Here is a 14,897-nt window from a genome sequence, read left to right on the forward strand (position 1 = left end):
GGGGCGATGGGCCACGCACCTGGCCGCCAGTTGGTGGCGCATGCTGTTTCTCGGCGCCGTCGCCCTGGTGCTGGCGTTCTCGCCGTCGACCTACACGCGCGCGCACCGCGTGGCCACCGCGCGCCAGATCTATCTCGGCGCCTGGCAAGTGCTGCCGTGGTTTACCGCGCTGTCGGCGCTGGTCAGCCTGGTGATCATCCGCATCGTGCTGGTCACCGCGTTCAGCTACGGCCTGTCCGGCTTCGCGCTCGAGATGGTGGTGCGCGTGCTGGTGCTCGAATTGATCCCACTGTCGGCCGCGCTGTTCGTCGCATTGCGCGCCGGCATGGCGTTCAACACGGCCGCGCTCGAACCGCTGGCCGCCGATCAATCGCCCGACGCCGCATGGCGCCTGCGGCGCGACCTGGTGGCCGAAGTGTCCGGCAACGCGTTCGCCGTGTTGACGCTGGCCATGGTCAGCAGCGTCGTCGTGCTGGTGCTGGCCTACCTGAACGTGTACGGCTTGTCGCCGTACGGCCTGGACGACTACACCCGCACCGTCGGCCGCGTGTTCGAACCGGCCGTAACGGTCGGGTTTGCCATCAAGACCGTGCTGTTCGGCCTGGCCGTGGCCGTGATTCCGGCCGCGGCGATCCTCGAAATCCAGCGTTTCGGGCGCGACTCCACTTCGACCATGCAGCCGGGCGCGGTGCGCCTGTTGTTCGTGCTGCTGGTCATCGAGGCCGGCTCGCTGGCCGTCAAATATTTCTGAAAGAATGCAACCCATGACCGTACCCGAGCCTGAATCGCCGCCCAAAGTCGAAATCAAGGCCGTCATCCTGCTGGTGCTGATGGTGTCGCTGGTGACCGGCTTCCTGCTGTACGTGATGTACGCGCGCGGCGTGTTCGAAGTTACCCAGCGCCTGGTGCTGGTGTCGGACGACTCCGAAGGGGTGCGCCCTGGCATGGACATGACCTTCACCGGCTTCCCGATCGGCCGCGTCAGCCAGGTCGAACTGGCGCCGGACGGCAAGGCGCGCATCTTGCTCGACGTGCCGAAGAAAGATGCCAAGTGGCTGCGCATATCGAGTGTCTTCACGCTCGAGCGCGGCCTCGTCGGCGAGACCCGCATCAAGGCTTATAGCGGCATCCTCACCGATCCACCGCTGCCCGACGGTGCCGAGCGCACTGTGCTGCGCGGCGACACTGCCGCCGAAATTCCGCGCCTGGTGGCCACCGCGCGCACCTTGCTGGAAAACCTGGAGTCGATGACGCGCAGCGATTCGAGCATCAACACCAGCCTGGCCAACGTGCAGGCCGCCACCGCGCGCTTTGCCGGCAAGTACGGCTTGCTCGGCGGCGCCCTCGGCAGCGACGAAGAGGCCAAAAAGTTGATGATCACGCTCGACCGCGTCAACGCCTTGCTGGCCAATGCCGACAAGCGCGTGTTCGGCAAGAACGGGGTAATGGACGAAACCCAGGCTGCCGTCATCCAGCTCAATGTCGTGCTCAAAGACGCTAGCGACACGCTGAAGAAAGTCGACGCCGTACTGGTCGAAGCGCAGGCGGTGGGCAAAAATGCGCGCGTGGCCACCGATGACCTCGGCGCGTTGCGTGCCGAGGTGGACAGCAGCCTGCGCAAGGTGACGCGGCTGGTCGACGAAATCAACCGCAAATGGCCTTTTGCCAAGAAGACGGAGCTGAAACTGCCATGAAGAAGACCCTTTACGCGGCCTTGATCGCGCTCGTGCTGGCAGGCTGTGCCGGCAAACCGGTCGAGCCTTCGTGGCGCAGCAACGCCGCCAGCGCGCTCGATAGTTTCCGCGACGCCTACCTGAAGGGCGACACCAGCATTGCCGCCAGCGACTTTGCCCGCGCGCGCTCCGAACTGGCCAGCACCGGCCGCGCCGACATGGTCGCCCACGCCGAGCTGGTGCGCTGCGCCGTCTACACTGCCAGCCTGGTGGTGGGCGAATGCAGCGGTTTCGCCGCGCTGGCGCGCGACGCCACGCCGGCCGAGCGCGCCTACGCCGCCTACCTCGCCGGCCAGTGGCAGGGGTTCGACGTGGCGCTGCTGCCGGCGCAGCACCAGATAATCGCGCGCGGTGGCCCGCTGGCCGGTGTCGCCGATCCGCTGTCGCGGCTGGTTGCCGCCGGCGCCATGCTGCAGGCAGGGCGCACTGCGCCGCCCGACATCGTCATTGCCGTCGACACCGCGTCCAGCCAGGGCTGGCGCCGGCCGCTGCTGATGTGGCTGGGTGTGTCGGAGCAGCGCGCGCGCGCCGCCGGCGACACCGCGGAAGTCGAGCGCATCCAGCGCCGCATCGCGCTGGCGTCGTCAAAGTGAAGTGCAAATGAAGATTTCCAGGATTCTGCACGCCGGCTATGTTTTCGAACACGGCGGTACGACGATTGCGTTTGATCCGATATTCGAGAATCCCTTCAGCCGCAATTGCCACGCTTTTCCCGATGTGCGCTTCGATCTTGAGCAGATCCGTCAATTGAAGCTGGACGCGGTATTTATCTCGCATTTTCATGACGATCATTGCTCGCTCGAGAGTCTCGATCACCTTGATCGCAATACCCCGCTGTATATCTACTGCCTGTTCGACGAACTGTTTGCCATGGTCAGGGAACTGGGCTTTGTCAACGTGCGGCAGTTAAGGGCAAATGTGCCGGTCAGTGTTGGGTCGTTCGATGTGATTCCGCGCGAGGCCCTCGATTCGGATGTCGACTCGATGTTCCAGGTCCGGGCGGGTGGATTGAATGTGCTCAATGTCGTCGATTCGTGGATCGATCCGGATGCCCTGGTGCTGCTCGCGCGCGACGCGCCGTGGGACATGGTGCTGTGGCCATTTCAGACGATGCGCGAAATCGACGTGCTGTCGCCATCGCGCGCTTCGCCCGCGCCCGCTGAACTGTCGGCCGAATGGTTCGAGCAGCTGGGGCTGTTGAACCCGCGCTATGTGGTGCCGAGTTCGTGCCAGTTCCAGCAGGAGCCCTGGTCCTGGTACAACCAGGCGTTCTTCCCGATTACCTATCGCCAGTTCCAACAGGAAGTCGAGGCGGCGCTGCCCGGCGTGCACGTGGTGCGGATGAATCCGTCGGTCTCGATGGAGCTGGACGCCGATACGTTGACGCCATCGGCGCCGCTTGGCTGGGTCGTGCCGGTCGGCGACCAGGACGTCGATTATCACTACGATCCGGGCGCGAAGGCGCCGCCAACTGCGGAAATCGCGCGTCACTTTGCGCCGTTGAGCGAAGCGCAGGCCGAGCGAGTATTCGATTACTGTCGTACCGGCCTGCTCGAAAAATACCGTGCGATGGAACTGCCCGAGGATAGTTTTTTCGAGAAGGCGCGCATCTGGCGCCTATCCGTTTTCACGCACACCGGCGCCGAGTCGCAATTTCATTATCGGCTCGAGGGCGACGCCATCAGTCTGCTGCCTGGCGCGGCGGATCGACTGGCATGGACCACGGAAGTGCCGATTGCAAAATTCTACGCGGCGCTCGAATTGGGCGAGTCGCTGACGTCGATGTATATGCGGATCAACGACGCCGTATTTGCCGGCGATATTGAAGACGATCTGGCGGCGGCCGATATCGTCGACGACCCACTGATTCGCTGCCTGTTCAACGACGTCTTCGGCGCTTACCAGGCCGCGCAGCTGCGCCGGCTGAAGGATCGATCCATCGACATCTAAAGCGGCTTGCAAGGACACAAGTGGCTTCAGGTATTTTTTGGCTCGGGCACGGGAAGCGCCAATGCCGTTGCCGGCACTGCTGCATCTGGCTTGCCGCGGCGCCCGCGGCTCGCGGCCACTACGCCGACGCCCAGCAGCGCCAGGCCGAGCATGGTGCCGACCGACGGCGTTGCCAACCAGCGCAGCGGCTGGCCCGGCACCTCCGATGGCTCCTCCGGCTGCGGATCGGACTGTGGCGGGCGCCGCGTCCTGGTCACTTCCGGCTCGCCGGCGAACAATGGCACCATTTCACGGAGAACTGCGGCAACATCCTGCGGTCCCCGGCTCGAGAGCCAGTTGGCATCGCGCACCACTTCTTCGTTCAGCCAGGTGGCGCCGGCGTTGACCATGTCGTCGCGCACCCCCGGCCAGGACGTCAGCGTGCGGTCCCGCGCCAGTCCGGCCGACACCATCACCAGCGCCGCCTGCGACATGATCACGATGGGTGTGCCCAGGGCGTTCACGGCGCAAATAAAATCACGGGCCGGGGCCGATTGGCGCAGCAGGTCCGGACTGATGTACCCGCCCGGAATGACCAGGCCGTCGTAATCCTCCGCACGCGCTTTGCCGACGGTCTTGTCGACGGCGACCAGCTCAGCGGGCTGATGCACGCTCATGCCGCGGATCCGTCCCGGGTGCAGCGCGACGATGACAACGTCGGCGCCTGCCGCTTTCAACGCCTCGACCGGCGCTGCAAGTTCTTCCTTCTCGAAACCGTCTGCCGCCAGCACGGCAATCCGTTTTCCAGCCAGTTTTTTGAGCGCGCTCATGGCATCCTCCGATCGACACACTTCTCCATACAGAGTTGGCTGGCCACTGTTTAGTTCCTTGACATTCGACTGACGTATGTCGTTGTGATAACGTACGCGAAACTTTATGAGGAAAACCGCCATGCTGAAACGTGCCTTACTTGTCGCTTGTGGAGCGATGTGCCTGTCGATGCAGGCGGCCGCCGCGCAAACTGCACCGGCTGCGGCTGCGGCCGCGCCGGCCTACGACGCGGAGCTGGCCAAGTCGCTAGGTGGCAACGACAACGGCTTGCGCAGCTATGTGCTGGTCATTCTCAAGACCGGGCCGAACAAGGTCGCCGATGCGGAGGAGCGCAAGAAGATGTTCCAGGGCCACTTCGCCAATATGGAGCGCCTGGCGGCGGAGAAGAAACTGGCATTCGCCGGGCCGCTCGACGGGGTTGAAGGCCGCCGCGGCATTTTCATCCTGGCGACGCAAGACATTGAAGTTGCAAAGACCTATGTGGCCACCGATCCGGTGATCATCAGCGGTGAAATGGTCGCTGAATATCACAAGCTGTATGGCTCGGCGGCGTTGATGATGGTCAACGACGCGCACCACAAGATCATCCGCAAGAAGTGACGTGAGTTGGCTGGACTACGAACGGACGGTCGCGATCGTTGCCTGCATGATCGCCACCACTTTCCATTCGGTTCCCGTCAGAGCCCGTACTTCGCCGGTGCACACCGTGAGCAGTTTGCCGGCGTTGACCACTTTGCCGATTGCGAGGAACCGTTCGCCCACTGCCGGCCGCACGAAGTTGACCTTGAATTCGGCGGTGACGACCTCGCATCCAGTCGGCGCCATGCTCAGCGCCGCGTAGCCGCAGGCATTGTCGACGATGGTGGTGACGGCGCCGGCGTGCACGAAACCGTGTTGCTGAGCGACATGGGTCGAGAACGGCAGCGCGATGTGCACCTCGCCTTCGGCAACCGAAACGAGCTCGGCGCCGAGCGTTGCCATCAAACCCTGCGCGTTGAAACTGAGCGAGATTCGCTCGTGCATGTCATTCATGTGAGATAGGCCGGCCGCGGCAGTTGATGTAGGCTGGCCAGTATAGCAACGTCGCTCAGGCCTTGGTCCGCAAGGTCCACGGCAAGGCGTTGTGGATGCGGGTGGCGGCGACCGCGGCCTGGCCGGTGGCGACGCTGATCTGGTTCAGGCCGCGCACGACGTCGCCAACTGCGTACAGGCCGGGAACGCTGGTGGCCTGGAATTCGTCGACCACCACATCGCCGCACTCGGCCGTTTCGGCGCCAAGTACGGCCGCCAGTTCGGAGCGCGCGGTCTCGCCCAGCATCGGATACATGACGTCGAATTCATACGACTTGCCATTGCTGGTGTTCAGCACAGGCTTCATGTCGGCGGTCATGGTGACGCCGCACACGGCCGAGCTGATGTAGCGCACGCCGGCCGCGTCGAGCTGCTGCTGCTCGTCAGGACTGAGGATGGAGCCGTGGCTGCGGTCGAACAGCGTGACGTCGGCGCTGAAGGTGCGCATGAACATGGCATGGCCGGTCGGGTTCGTTTCCGACGACACCACGGCGATGCGCGTGTCCATGACGTCGTAGCCGTCGCACACCGGGCACAGGCGCACCGCGCCGCAGGCCACCGCTGCGCGCCAGCTTTCGACCGGCAAGCCCATGTCCTGGATGCCGGTCGCCAGCAGTACCGTCAGGGCGCGCACTTCGCCGCCGTCGTACTCGCCGACAAAGGCGCCATCGTCGATGCGCAGGCGCACGATCTCGGCGTTTGTCACTGCCCCGCCGTAGCGGGCAAGCTGGCGGCGCAGATTGTTCAGCAGGTCGGTGCCGGCGACGCCATCCGGAAAGCCCGGGTAGTTGTGCGACACCGGAATCCAGCTGAGGCGGCTGTTGCCTTTGTCGAACAGCGCGACGTTACGGGTGAAGCGGCGCAGGTAGATCGCCGCGGTCAGGCCGGCCGGTCCGCCGCCGATGATCAGCGTGTCGTAGACGAGGGGAGGAGATTGAGTAGACATTGTGAAATTATTGCAACATATGCCAGCCTGGTAAATGGCGATTCACGCCGACCGCGGGTAAGACAGAGCTTACATGGCGTGCGGGCGGGCATCTGGGGTTTCAGGTTGCAAGGTCACGTGGTCGATGCCGTGCTTGGCCAGCAGCATGTCTTGCACCGCGCGCAGCACCTGCGGCCAGCGCTCAAGGTCGGCAATCTCGAGGTGGCCGATCAGCGCCGGCTCGCCGGGCGACATCTCCCAGATGTGCAAGTCGTGCACCGACCTGACGCCGTCGAGCGCGGCCAGGTCGGCGCCGACCTGGACGTAGTCGATCTGGTCGGGCACGCCTTTCATCAGGAAGTGGTACGACTCGCGCAGCACGCCGATGGTCGATTTGAGGATCAGCAGCGAAACGAACACCGACAGCAGCGGGTCGATGCGCACCCAGCCCGTGAAATGGATCACCGCGCCGGCCACCACCGCGGCGATCGAGCCGAGCAGGTCGCCCATGACGTTGACCATCGCCGCGCGCGTGTTCATGTTCTGATGGTCGCGCGACAGCATCCAGGCCACCAGCAGGTTGATGACGATGCCGACGGTGGCCACGCCGAGCACGATGGCGCCTTGCACCGGCTGGGGATCGGCGAAGCGGTGCACCGCCTCAAACACGATCCAGCACACCAGGGCCAGCATCGCCAGGCAGTTGACGAAGGCGGCGAGCGCCTCGGCGCGGCCGAAGCCGAACGAATGGCGCGCCGACGGCGGGCGCTTGGCGATCAGCTGCGCCAGCAGCGCCAGGCCGAGCGCGGCGGCGTCGGTCACCATGTGGCCGGCGTCGGAGATGAGCGCCAGCGAATTGGCGATGAAGCCGGTGACCACTTCGACGACGGCGAACAGCAAGGTCAGCACGAGGGCGCCGGCCAGCGCCTTCTGGCTGCGCGCTTCGACGAAATGGGCGTGCTTGGCGTCGCCGGCGCGGTGGGCGTGCAGGTGGGCGGAGGAGGGGGCGTTCGATTCTGCGGTCATGGACGAAGTATATTAGAAATCGGACACTAGCCGCGGGCGCACAAAATACCCCTTGTCATTCCCGAATCGGCTATCTATAATGCTGGTCTTCGGGCGGTTAGTTCAGCTGGTTAGAATACTTGGTCGACATCCAAGGGGTCGGGGATTCGAATTCCTCACCGCCCACCAGAATTCAGTAGTACAGCAATGTAAGAGCGAGAAAGGCACCATGGTTATGACACCGCGAACTACGACGGAGTTGTTCCAGCGACGCTAGGCGGAGCAGGGGTTTCTGGCAGCATGCTGCCAGCCTGCGAAGCGGGTGTCCCGTATTCGGGGCAGCGTCGCCCCTTCAGGGGCCGCGGGGCGAGGTGTTTCTCTGCTCGAAAAGAACAAACGCGGCTAGTCCGCGTTTTTTTTCGTCTGCATTTTTGTTTAGTCTTATCATCAGTAATTATTCGGCGCCTCGCGCCACATGGAGAACAGCATGGTTTCAGTCCGCCTTCCCGATGGTTCAGTCCGCGAATTCGACGGCCCCGTCACCGTCGCCCAGGTCGCCGCCAGTATCGGCACGGGCCTGGCCAAGGCGGCGCTTGCCGGCAAGGTCGACGGCAAGGTGGTCGACACCTCGCACCTGATCGAGCGGGACGCGGAGCTGGCCATCATCACCGACAAGGATCCGGAAGGCCTGGACGTCATCCGGCACTCGACCGCCCACCTGTTGGCGCATGCGGTCAAGGAGCTGTTCCCGGAAGCGCAGGTCACGATCGGCCCGGTCATCGAAAACGGTTTCTTCTACGACTTCTCGTACAAGCGCCCGTTCACGCCGGAAGACCTGGTGGCGATCGAAAAGAAGATGACGGAAATATCGAAGAAGGATGAAAAAGTCTCGCGTTCGGTCATGCCGCGCGATGAGGCAGTCGCCTACTTCAAGTCGATCGGCGAAGCCTACAAGGCCGAGATCATCGCGTCGATTCCGGCCGGCGAAGACGTGTCGCTGTATGGCCAGGGCGGATTCACCGACCTGTGCCGCGGCCCGCACGTGCCGTCGACCGGCAAGCTGAAAGTGTTCAAGCTGATGAAGCTGGCCGGCGCCTACTGGCGCGGCGACTCGAAAAACGAGATGCTGCAGCGGGTCTACGGCACCGCCTGGGCCAAGAAGGAAGACCAGGAGCTGTACCTGCACAACCTGGAAGAGGCGGAAAAGCGCGACCACCGCAAGCTCGGCAAGGCGCTCGACCTGTTCCACTTCCAGGACGAGGCGCCGGGCCTGGTGTTCTGGCATCCGAAAGGCTGGACCATCTGGCAGCAGGTGGAGCAGTACATGCGCCACAAGTACCAGGTCAACGGCTACCAGGAAGTCAAAGCCCCGCAGATCCTCGACCGCACGCTGTGGGAAAAGACCGGCCACTGGGAAAACTATCGCGAGAACATGTTCTCGACCGAGTCGGAAAACCGCTCGTATGCGCTCAAGCCGATGAACTGCCCGGGCCACGTGCAGATCTACAACGCCGGCATGAAGAGCTATCGCGACCTGCCGCTGCGCTTTGGCGAATTCGGCCAGTGCCACCGCAACGAGCCGTCCGGCGCGCTGCACGGCATCATGCGGGTGCGCGGCTTTACCCAGGACGACGGCCACATTTTCTGCACCGAAGAGCAGATCGAGCCGGAAGTTGTCGCTTTCCATGCGCAGGCGATGGAAGTCTACCGCGACTTCGGCTTCGAGAACATCGACGTCAAGCTCGCCTTGCGTCCGGATAACCGGATCGGCTCGGACGAAGTGTGGGATGAGGCGGAAGCGGCATTGCGCGCCGCGCTGTCGGCTTGCGACGTCCAGTGGACCGAATTGCCGGGCGAGGGCGCGTTCTATGGCCCGAAAATCGAATACCACCTCAAGGACAGCCTCGGCCGTCCATGGCAGGTCGGCACGATGCAGGTCGACTTTTCGATGCCGGGCCGCCTCGGCGCCGAGTATGTCGCAGTCGACAACTCGCGCAAGGTGCCGGTCATGCTGCACCGCGCGATCGTCGGTTCGATGGAGCGCTTTATCGGTATCCTGATCGAAAATTTCGCCGGCGCGCTGCCGCTGTGGCTGGCGCCGGTGCAGATTGCCGTTCTGAACATCTCGGACGCGCAGTCCGAATTTACGCAGAATGTCACCGATCAGTTGAGGAAAGCCGGGTTCCGCGTTCACGCTGATTTGCGGAACGAGAAAATAACCTATAAAATACGCGAACATTCCGTGCAAAAATTGCCATATATCCTAGTGATCGGCGATAAAGAGCGGGATGCCAACACTGTGGCCGTGCGAGCACGTGGCAATCTCGATCTGGGCGTAATGTCCGTCGAAGCCCTCGTGGAGCGTCTCAAGCAAGAGATCGCATCCAAAGCTTGAAGCAGCATGGCCGAATACCAGACTTTATAAGGAAACACCATAGCTACTGACAAGTCGCATCGCATCAATGGCGAAATCACTGCCCCCGAAATGCGTTTATCCGGGGTGGAAAACGAGCCGCTCGGCATTGTGAGCCTGGCCGAAGCATTTCGTCTGGCCGAAGAGGCTAACGTCGACCTGGTAGAGATTGCGCCAACCGCGCAGCCACCGGTATGCCGCCTGATGGACTACGGCAAGTTCAAGTATTCGGAGCAGAAAAAGGCCCACGAAGCGAAGCTGAAGCAGAAGATCATCCTCGTCAAGGAAGTCAAATTCCGTCCGGGTACCGATGATGGCGACTACAACATCAAGCTGCGTAATCTGATCAAGTTCCTCGACGAGGGCGACAAGACCAAGATCACGCTGCGTTTCCGTGGTCGCGAAATGGCGCACCAGGATATCGGTTTCCGCATGCTCGAACGCCTAAAGGCCGACCTCGAGCCGTATGGCCAGGTCGAGCAGTTCCCGAAGATGGAAGGCCGCCAGATGATCATGATTCTGTCGCCGAAGAAGAAAAAAGCATAACGCTGGCCGGCCGCTCGGCTGGTGAAACAACAAGGGCGGGTGAGTTTTCTCACCCGCCCTTGGCATTTGCGCGGGGATGTATGTTAAAATCCTCGGCTTCCTTCCCCAGCGGAATGGAAATAATGTGAAAGCAGGCATCTAAGCGCAGCGAGTTGCTGCCACCTGCAATCCTATAATGGAGCTGTCCTACAGGACAGAACTGCTATGCCTAAAATGAAGACCAAAAGCTCTGCGAAAAAACGTTTTCGCGTGCGTCCAGGTGGAACCGTCAAGTCGGGCCACGCTTTCAAGCGTCACATCCTGACCAAGAAAACGACCAAGAGCAAGCGCCAGCTGCGCGGTATCACGAATGTCGATAAGGCAGACGTGAAGTCCGTCTTGCGCATGATGCCATCGGCTTAATCTCACACTCAATTTAAGGAGTTACTATGCCTAGAGTAAAACGTGGGGTTACAGCTCGTGCCCGTCATAAGAAAATTCTTGTCCAAGCTAAAGGCTACCGTGGTCGCCGCAGCAAGGTATACCGTGTTGCCAAGCAAGCAGTCATGCGCGCTGGCCAGTACGCGTACCGTGACCGCCGCAACAAGAAGCGCGTATTCCGCCGCCTGTGGATCGCCCGTATCAACGCCGCTTCCCGTGAGCATGGCGTAACGTACAGCGTATTCATGAACGGCTTGAAAAAAGCATCGATCGAACTGGACCGTAAAGTCCTGGCCGATATGGCAGTGATGGACAAGCCGGCGTTCGCCGCGATTGTCAACGCCGTCAAGGCAAAGATCGCTGCGTAAGCAACGATGTTGCCAAGCGCTGCCTCCGGGCGGCGTTTAAAGAGCGGGGCAGAGGTTCAAACCTGTGCCCCGTTTTTGATTGTGGCGCGACAAGCGCCGCACCCAGACAGGAAACCACACACGCATGAACTCCCTGGAAGAACTCGTCGTTGCCGCGCAGGCTGACTTTATCGCCGCCGAAGACGCTGCCGCACTGGAAAACGCCAAGGCCAAGTACCTTGGCAAGACCGGCCAGATCACCGAACAGATGAAGGGCCTGGGCAAGCTGGACCCGGACCAGAAGAAGGCGCAAGGCGCCTTGATCAACGCGGCCAAGACGCAGATCGAGACCGCGCTGACCGCGCGGCGCGACGCGCTGGCCAACGCCATCCTCGAAGCGCGCCTGAGCCTGGAGGCGATCGACGTCACCTTGCCCGGCCGCGGCCGTTCGATGGGCGGCATCCATCCGGTGATGCGCACCTGGGAGCGGGTCGAGGAAATCTTCCGCTCGATCGGTTTCGACGTGGCAGATGGCCCCGAGATCGAAAACGACTGGACCAATTTTACTGCCCTCAACAGCCCGGAAAACCATCCGGCCCGTTCGATGCAGGACACCTTCTACATCGAAGGCAACGACAGCACCGGCAAGCCTTTGCTGCTGCGCACCCACACCAGCCCGATGCAGGTGCGCTACGCGCGCACGCATACGCCGCCGATCAAGGTGATCGCGCCTGGCCGCACCTATCGCGTCGACAGCGATGCGACCCACTCGCCGATGTTCCACCAGGTCGAAGGCCTGTGGATCGCCGAGGACATCAGCTTCGCCGACCTGAAGGGCGTGTACCTCAATTTCGTCAAGGCCTTCTTCGAGACCGACGACCTGCAGGTGCGCTTCCGCCCATCGTACTTCCCGTTCACCGAGCCGTCCGCCGAGATCGACATCGCGTTCGGCAGCGGTCCGCTGAAGGGCCGCTGGCTGGAAGTGTCGGGCGCCGGCCAGGTGCACCCGACGGTGGTGCAAAACTTCGGACTCGATCCGGAAAAGTTCATCGGCTTCGCGTTCGGCTCCGGCCTCGAGCGCCTGACGATGCTGCGTTATGGAATCAACGACCTGCGCCTGTTTTACGAAGGTGACCTCCGGTTCCTGAAGCAGTTCAACTAATAACAACCTATTCGTCGCAAGGCACGCATATGCAATTTTCCGAAAAATGGCTCCGCACGATGGTCAATCCGGCGATGACGTCGGATGAACTGTCCCACCTGCTCACCATGTCCGGCCTCGAGGTCGAGGAAGTGGAGGCCGTGGCGCCGCCGTTTTCGAACGTGGTCGTCGCGCAAGTGCTGGAAGTGACGCGCCATCCGAATGCCGACCGCCTGAACGTCTGCACCGTCGACGTCGGCACCGGCACCATGCTCAACATCGTCTGCGGGGCGCCGAACGTGCGCGCCGGCATGAAGGCGATCTGCGCGATGGCCGGCGCCGTGCTGCCCCCTGGCGCCGACGGCAAGCCGTTCGAGATCAAGGTCGGCATGCTGCGTGGCGTCGAGTCGCAGGGCATGATGTGCTCGGCGAAGGAGCTGAAGCTGTCGGAAGAGAGCAGCGGCCTGATGGAACTGCCGGCCGACGCGCCGGTCGGCCAGAACATCCGCGACTACCTGGCGCTGAACGACCTGAAATTCACCATCAAGCTGACGCCGAACAAGGCTGACTGCCTGTCGGTGCTGGGCGTGGCGCGCGAAGTGTCGGCACTGACCGGCACCCCGCTGGTGCAGCCGGCCGCGCGCATCGTGCCGGTCAACAGCGACGAAGTGCTGCCGGTTAAAATCAGCGCGCCCGAGCTGTGCGGCCGGTTTTCGGGGCGCGTCATCCGCGGCCTGAACGCGCGTGCGCAAACGCCGGGCTGGATGGTCCAGCGCCTCGAGCGCAGTGGCCAGCGGTCGGTGTCGGCGCTGGTCGACATCTCGAACTACGTCATGCTCGAACTGGGCCGGCCGTCGCACGTGTTTGACCTCGACAAGATCCATGGCGGGCTCGACGTTCGCTGGGGCATCAAGGGCGAGTCGCTGAAACTGTTGAACGGCAATACCGTCGCGGTCGACGACTGGGTCGGCGTCATCGCCGACGACCAGCAGATCGAGTCGCTGGCCGGCATCATGGGCGGCGACGCCACCGCCGTTACCTTGGACACCGCCAACATCTACCTGGAAGCGGCGTTCTGGTGGCCGAACGCGATCCAGGGCCGCGCGCGCCGCTTCAATTTCTCGACCGATGCGGCGCACCGCTTCGAGCGCGGCGTCGACTTCGCCACCACGGTCGAACACATCGAGCGCATCACCGCACTGATCGTCGAAGTCTGCGGCACCGGCGCGACCGTCGTCGGCCCGGTCGACGACCAGGCGGTCAATCTGCCGCAGCGCTCGCCCGTGGTGCTGCGCACCGCGCGCGCCCAGAAGGTCATCGGCGTACCGCTGACCGATGCGCTGATCGCCGACATCTTCACCCGCCTCGGCCTGGCATTCACGCAAGAAGACGGCAAGTTCGCCGTGACCGCGCCGTCGTACCGCTTCGACATCGAGATCGAGGAAGACCTGATCGAGGAAGTGGCGCGCGTGTACGGCTTCGAGAACATTCCGGCGCTGCCGCCGGTGGCGCCGAGCGCGATGATCGTCACGCCCGAGCACATCCGTTCGCTGTTCGCGCTGCGCCACCGCATGGCCGACCTTGGCTACCAGGAGGTGGTCAACATGAGCTTCGTCGAGTCGTCGTGGGAAACGGATTTTTCCGGCAACACCGACCAGATCAAGCTGCAGAACCCGATCGCCAGCCAGATGAGCGTGATGCGCTCGTCGCTGATCGGCAGCCTGGTGGCCAACGTGCGCTACAACCTGAACCGCAAGGCCGGGCGCGTGCGCGTGTTCGAGATCGGCGCCATCTTCCTGCGCAATCCGTACGCGGTCGACGGCGCGCTGTCGATCGCCGGCTTCGACCAGCCGAAACGGCTGGCGGCGATGGCCTACGGGCCGGCGCAAGACGAGCAGTGGGGCGTGCCGTCGCGCCCGGTCGACTACTTTGACGTCAAGGCTGACCTGGAAGCGATGTTCGCGCCGCTGCCGCTGCGGTTTGTCAAGACCGAGCATCCGGCGCTGCACCCGGGGCGCTCAGCCGTCGTCGAGCAGGGCGGAAAGGCGGTCGGCTTCATCGGCGAACTGCACCCGCGCTGGTTGCAGAAGTACGAACTGGCGCAGGCGCCGGTGCTGTTCGAGGTCGACGCGGCCGCCCTGCAGCAGCGTCCGGTGCCACGATACGACGAGATTTCGAAATTCCCGGGCGCCACGCGCGACCTCGCGCTGGTGGTGCCAAGCGCTGTCGCGGCGCAGGATTTGCTCGACGCATTTATTGCAGAGAAGTCGGTAAATCCTGCCGGAAACATCGTGCAAGCCATTGTTTTGTTTGATGAATATCGCGGAAAAGGATTGCAAGCGGATGAAAAAAGTCTTGCATTCCGCTTTAGCTTGCAAGATACTCAATCCACCTTGCAGGACGACGTCGTCGACGCGCTGATGGCGGCGATGGCAGACGCTGCCAAGCAAAAACATAACGCAACCATGCGTACCTAAGTTTCTTCAATGTTTCTCCAAAACATAGCTAGTTAAAAGGCAGGGCTGGAAAATTAATA

15 protein-coding genes and 1 tRNA gene are annotated in these 14,897 nt (G+C 62.7%); 12 read left to right on the plus strand and 4 right to left on the minus strand.

All coding sequences use genetic code 11. From position 1 onward, the window contains the following. Positions 1-40 precede the first annotated feature (40 nt). Genes CR105_RS07095 through CR105_RS07110 form a run of 4 tightly spaced genes read left to right on the plus strand, consistent with a single transcriptional unit; the run spans position 41 to position 3,683 of the window. Positions 41-751 carry an ABC transporter permease gene (locus tag CR105_RS07095; protein ID WP_229413699.1) on the plus strand — a complete coding sequence of 237 codons (711 nt, stop codon included), beginning with the start codon at positions 41-43 and terminating at the stop codon, positions 749-751. Between the two features lie 13 nt (positions 752-764). Further along, on the plus strand, positions 765-1,694 hold the full coding sequence (locus CR105_RS07100) for an MlaD family protein (protein ID WP_099787730.1): 930 nt from the start codon (positions 765-767) through the stop codon (positions 1,692-1,694). Next, the gene (locus tag CR105_RS07105) at positions 1,691-2,326 is read left to right on the plus strand and encodes a lipoprotein (protein ID WP_099787731.1); all 636 of its coding nucleotides are present in this window, start codon (positions 1,691-1,693) and stop codon (positions 2,324-2,326) included. Before CR105_RS07100 ends, CR105_RS07105 begins: the two co-directional genes overlap by 4 nt. A gap of 1 nt (position 2,327) precedes the next feature. Next, entirely contained in the window at positions 2,328-3,683 is a 1,356-nt protein-coding gene (locus CR105_RS07110) for an MBL fold metallo-hydrolase (RefSeq protein ID WP_370660673.1), read from the plus strand. A gap of 26 nt (positions 3,684-3,709) precedes the next feature. Here the strand turns inward: CR105_RS07110 and CR105_RS07115 are convergent, their stop codons facing one another. Then, complete coding sequence (locus tag CR105_RS07115) at positions 3,710-4,492, minus strand: DJ-1/PfpI family protein (protein ID WP_099787733.1); 783 nt, start codon at positions 4,490-4,492, stop codon at positions 3,710-3,712. 169 nt (positions 4,493-4,661) lie between these two features. Between CR105_RS07115 and CR105_RS07120 the strand changes: the two genes are divergently transcribed. Continuing rightward, positions 4,662-5,093 carry a YciI family protein gene (locus CR105_RS07120; RefSeq protein WP_180288119.1) on the plus strand — a complete coding sequence of 144 codons (432 nt, stop codon included), beginning with the start codon at positions 4,662-4,664 and terminating at the stop codon, positions 5,091-5,093. A 15-nt stretch (positions 5,094-5,108) separates the two neighbouring features. Here CR105_RS07120 and CR105_RS07125 read toward each other — a convergent pair whose 3' ends face one another. The 3 genes from CR105_RS07125 to CR105_RS07135 all read right to left on the minus strand — a co-directional run bounded on the left by CR105_RS07125 (position 5,109) and on the right by CR105_RS07135 (position 7,515). Further along, positions 5,109-5,525 carry a PaaI family thioesterase gene (locus CR105_RS07125; protein ID WP_099787735.1) on the minus strand — a complete coding sequence of 139 codons (417 nt, stop codon included), beginning with the start codon at positions 5,523-5,525 and terminating at the stop codon, positions 5,109-5,111. Between the two features lie 55 nt (positions 5,526-5,580). After that, positions 5,581-6,510: an NAD(P)/FAD-dependent oxidoreductase gene (locus CR105_RS07130; RefSeq protein WP_099787736.1), complete on the minus strand. Its 930-nt coding sequence runs from the start codon at positions 6,508-6,510 to the stop codon at positions 5,581-5,583. Positions 6,511-6,579: 69 nt separating this feature from the next. Then, the gene (locus CR105_RS07135; RefSeq protein WP_099787737.1) at positions 6,580-7,515 is read right to left on the minus strand and encodes a cation diffusion facilitator family transporter; all 936 of its coding nucleotides are present in this window, start codon (positions 7,513-7,515) and stop codon (positions 6,580-6,582) included. 91 nt (positions 7,516-7,606) lie between these two features. Here CR105_RS07135 and CR105_RS07140 point away from each other — a divergent pair. The 7 genes from CR105_RS07140 to pheT all read left to right on the plus strand — a co-directional run bounded on the left by CR105_RS07140 (position 7,607) and on the right by pheT (position 14,838). Beyond that, positions 7,607-7,683, plus strand: a tRNA-Val gene (locus CR105_RS07140). A gap of 298 nt (positions 7,684-7,981) precedes the next feature. Continuing rightward, entirely contained in the window at positions 7,982-9,889 is a 1,908-nt protein-coding gene (gene thrS / locus CR105_RS07145) for a threonine--tRNA ligase (protein WP_099787928.1), read from the plus strand. A gap of 39 nt (positions 9,890-9,928) precedes the next feature. Continuing rightward, positions 9,929-10,453 carry a translation initiation factor IF-3 gene (gene infC / locus CR105_RS07150; protein ID WP_099787738.1) on the plus strand — a complete coding sequence of 175 codons (525 nt, stop codon included), beginning with the start codon at positions 9,929-9,931 and terminating at the stop codon, positions 10,451-10,453. Positions 10,454-10,657: 204 nt separating this feature from the next. Then, a complete protein-coding gene (rpmI, locus tag CR105_RS07155) occupies positions 10,658-10,855 on the plus strand; it encodes a 50S ribosomal protein L35 (RefSeq protein WP_099787739.1) in 198 nt (65 codons plus the stop codon). A 26-nt stretch (positions 10,856-10,881) separates the two neighbouring features. Continuing rightward, a complete protein-coding gene (gene rplT / locus CR105_RS07160) occupies positions 10,882-11,241 on the plus strand; it encodes a 50S ribosomal protein L20 (RefSeq protein ID WP_038493023.1) in 360 nt (119 codons plus the stop codon). A 124-nt stretch (positions 11,242-11,365) separates the two neighbouring features. Further along, positions 11,366-12,382, plus strand: coding sequence for a phenylalanine--tRNA ligase subunit alpha (gene pheS, locus CR105_RS07165; RefSeq protein WP_099787740.1), 1,017 nt, complete (start codon positions 11,366-11,368; stop codon positions 12,380-12,382). Between the two features lie 29 nt (positions 12,383-12,411). Then, positions 12,412-14,838 carry a phenylalanine--tRNA ligase subunit beta gene (gene pheT / locus CR105_RS07170; protein ID WP_099787741.1) on the plus strand — a complete coding sequence of 809 codons (2,427 nt, stop codon included), beginning with the start codon at positions 12,412-12,414 and terminating at the stop codon, positions 14,836-14,838. Positions 14,839-14,897: the final 59 nt, after the last annotated feature.

This window comes from Massilia eurypsychrophila (assembly GCF_002760655.1).
Lineage (GTDB): Bacteria > Pseudomonadota > Gammaproteobacteria > Burkholderiales > Burkholderiaceae_D > JAFCUW01.

What these genes read in the sequence shown, in the direction of transcription:
- CR105_RS07130 (WP_099787736.1), bottom strand. Translation starts at nt 6,510, where the DNA reads ATGTCTACTCAATCTCCTCCCCTCGTCTACGACACGCTGATCATCGGC.
- CR105_RS07105 (WP_099787731.1), top strand. Translation starts at nt 1,691, where the DNA reads ATGAAGAAGACCCTTTACGCGGCCTTGATCGCGCTCGTGCTGGCAGGC.
- pheT (WP_099787741.1), top strand. Translation starts at nt 12,412, where the DNA reads ATGCAATTTTCCGAAAAATGGCTCCGCACGATGGTCAATCCGGCGATG.
- CR105_RS07135 (WP_099787737.1), bottom strand. Translation starts at nt 7,515, where the DNA reads ATGACCGCAGAATCGAACGCCCCCTCCTCCGCCCACCTGCACGCCCAC.
- CR105_RS07120 (WP_180288119.1), top strand. Translation starts at nt 4,662, where the DNA reads ATGCAGGCGGCCGCCGCGCAAACTGCACCGGCTGCGGCTGCGGCCGCG.
- rpmI (WP_099787739.1), top strand. Translation starts at nt 10,658, where the DNA reads ATGCCTAAAATGAAGACCAAAAGCTCTGCGAAAAAACGTTTTCGCGTG.
- pheS (WP_099787740.1), top strand. Translation starts at nt 11,366, where the DNA reads ATGAACTCCCTGGAAGAACTCGTCGTTGCCGCGCAGGCTGACTTTATC.
- CR105_RS07100 (WP_099787730.1), top strand. Translation starts at nt 765, where the DNA reads ATGACCGTACCCGAGCCTGAATCGCCGCCCAAAGTCGAAATCAAGGCC.
- thrS (WP_099787928.1), top strand. Translation starts at nt 7,982, where the DNA reads ATGGTTTCAGTCCGCCTTCCCGATGGTTCAGTCCGCGAATTCGACGGC.
- CR105_RS07125 (WP_099787735.1), bottom strand. Translation starts at nt 5,525, where the DNA reads ATGAATGACATGCACGAGCGAATCTCGCTCAGTTTCAACGCGCAGGGT.
- CR105_RS07115 (WP_099787733.1), bottom strand. Translation starts at nt 4,492, where the DNA reads ATGAGCGCGCTCAAAAAACTGGCTGGAAAACGGATTGCCGTGCTGGCG.
- CR105_RS07095 (WP_229413699.1), top strand. Translation starts at nt 41, where the DNA reads ATGCTGTTTCTCGGCGCCGTCGCCCTGGTGCTGGCGTTCTCGCCGTCG.
- rplT (WP_038493023.1), top strand. Translation starts at nt 10,882, where the DNA reads ATGCCTAGAGTAAAACGTGGGGTTACAGCTCGTGCCCGTCATAAGAAA.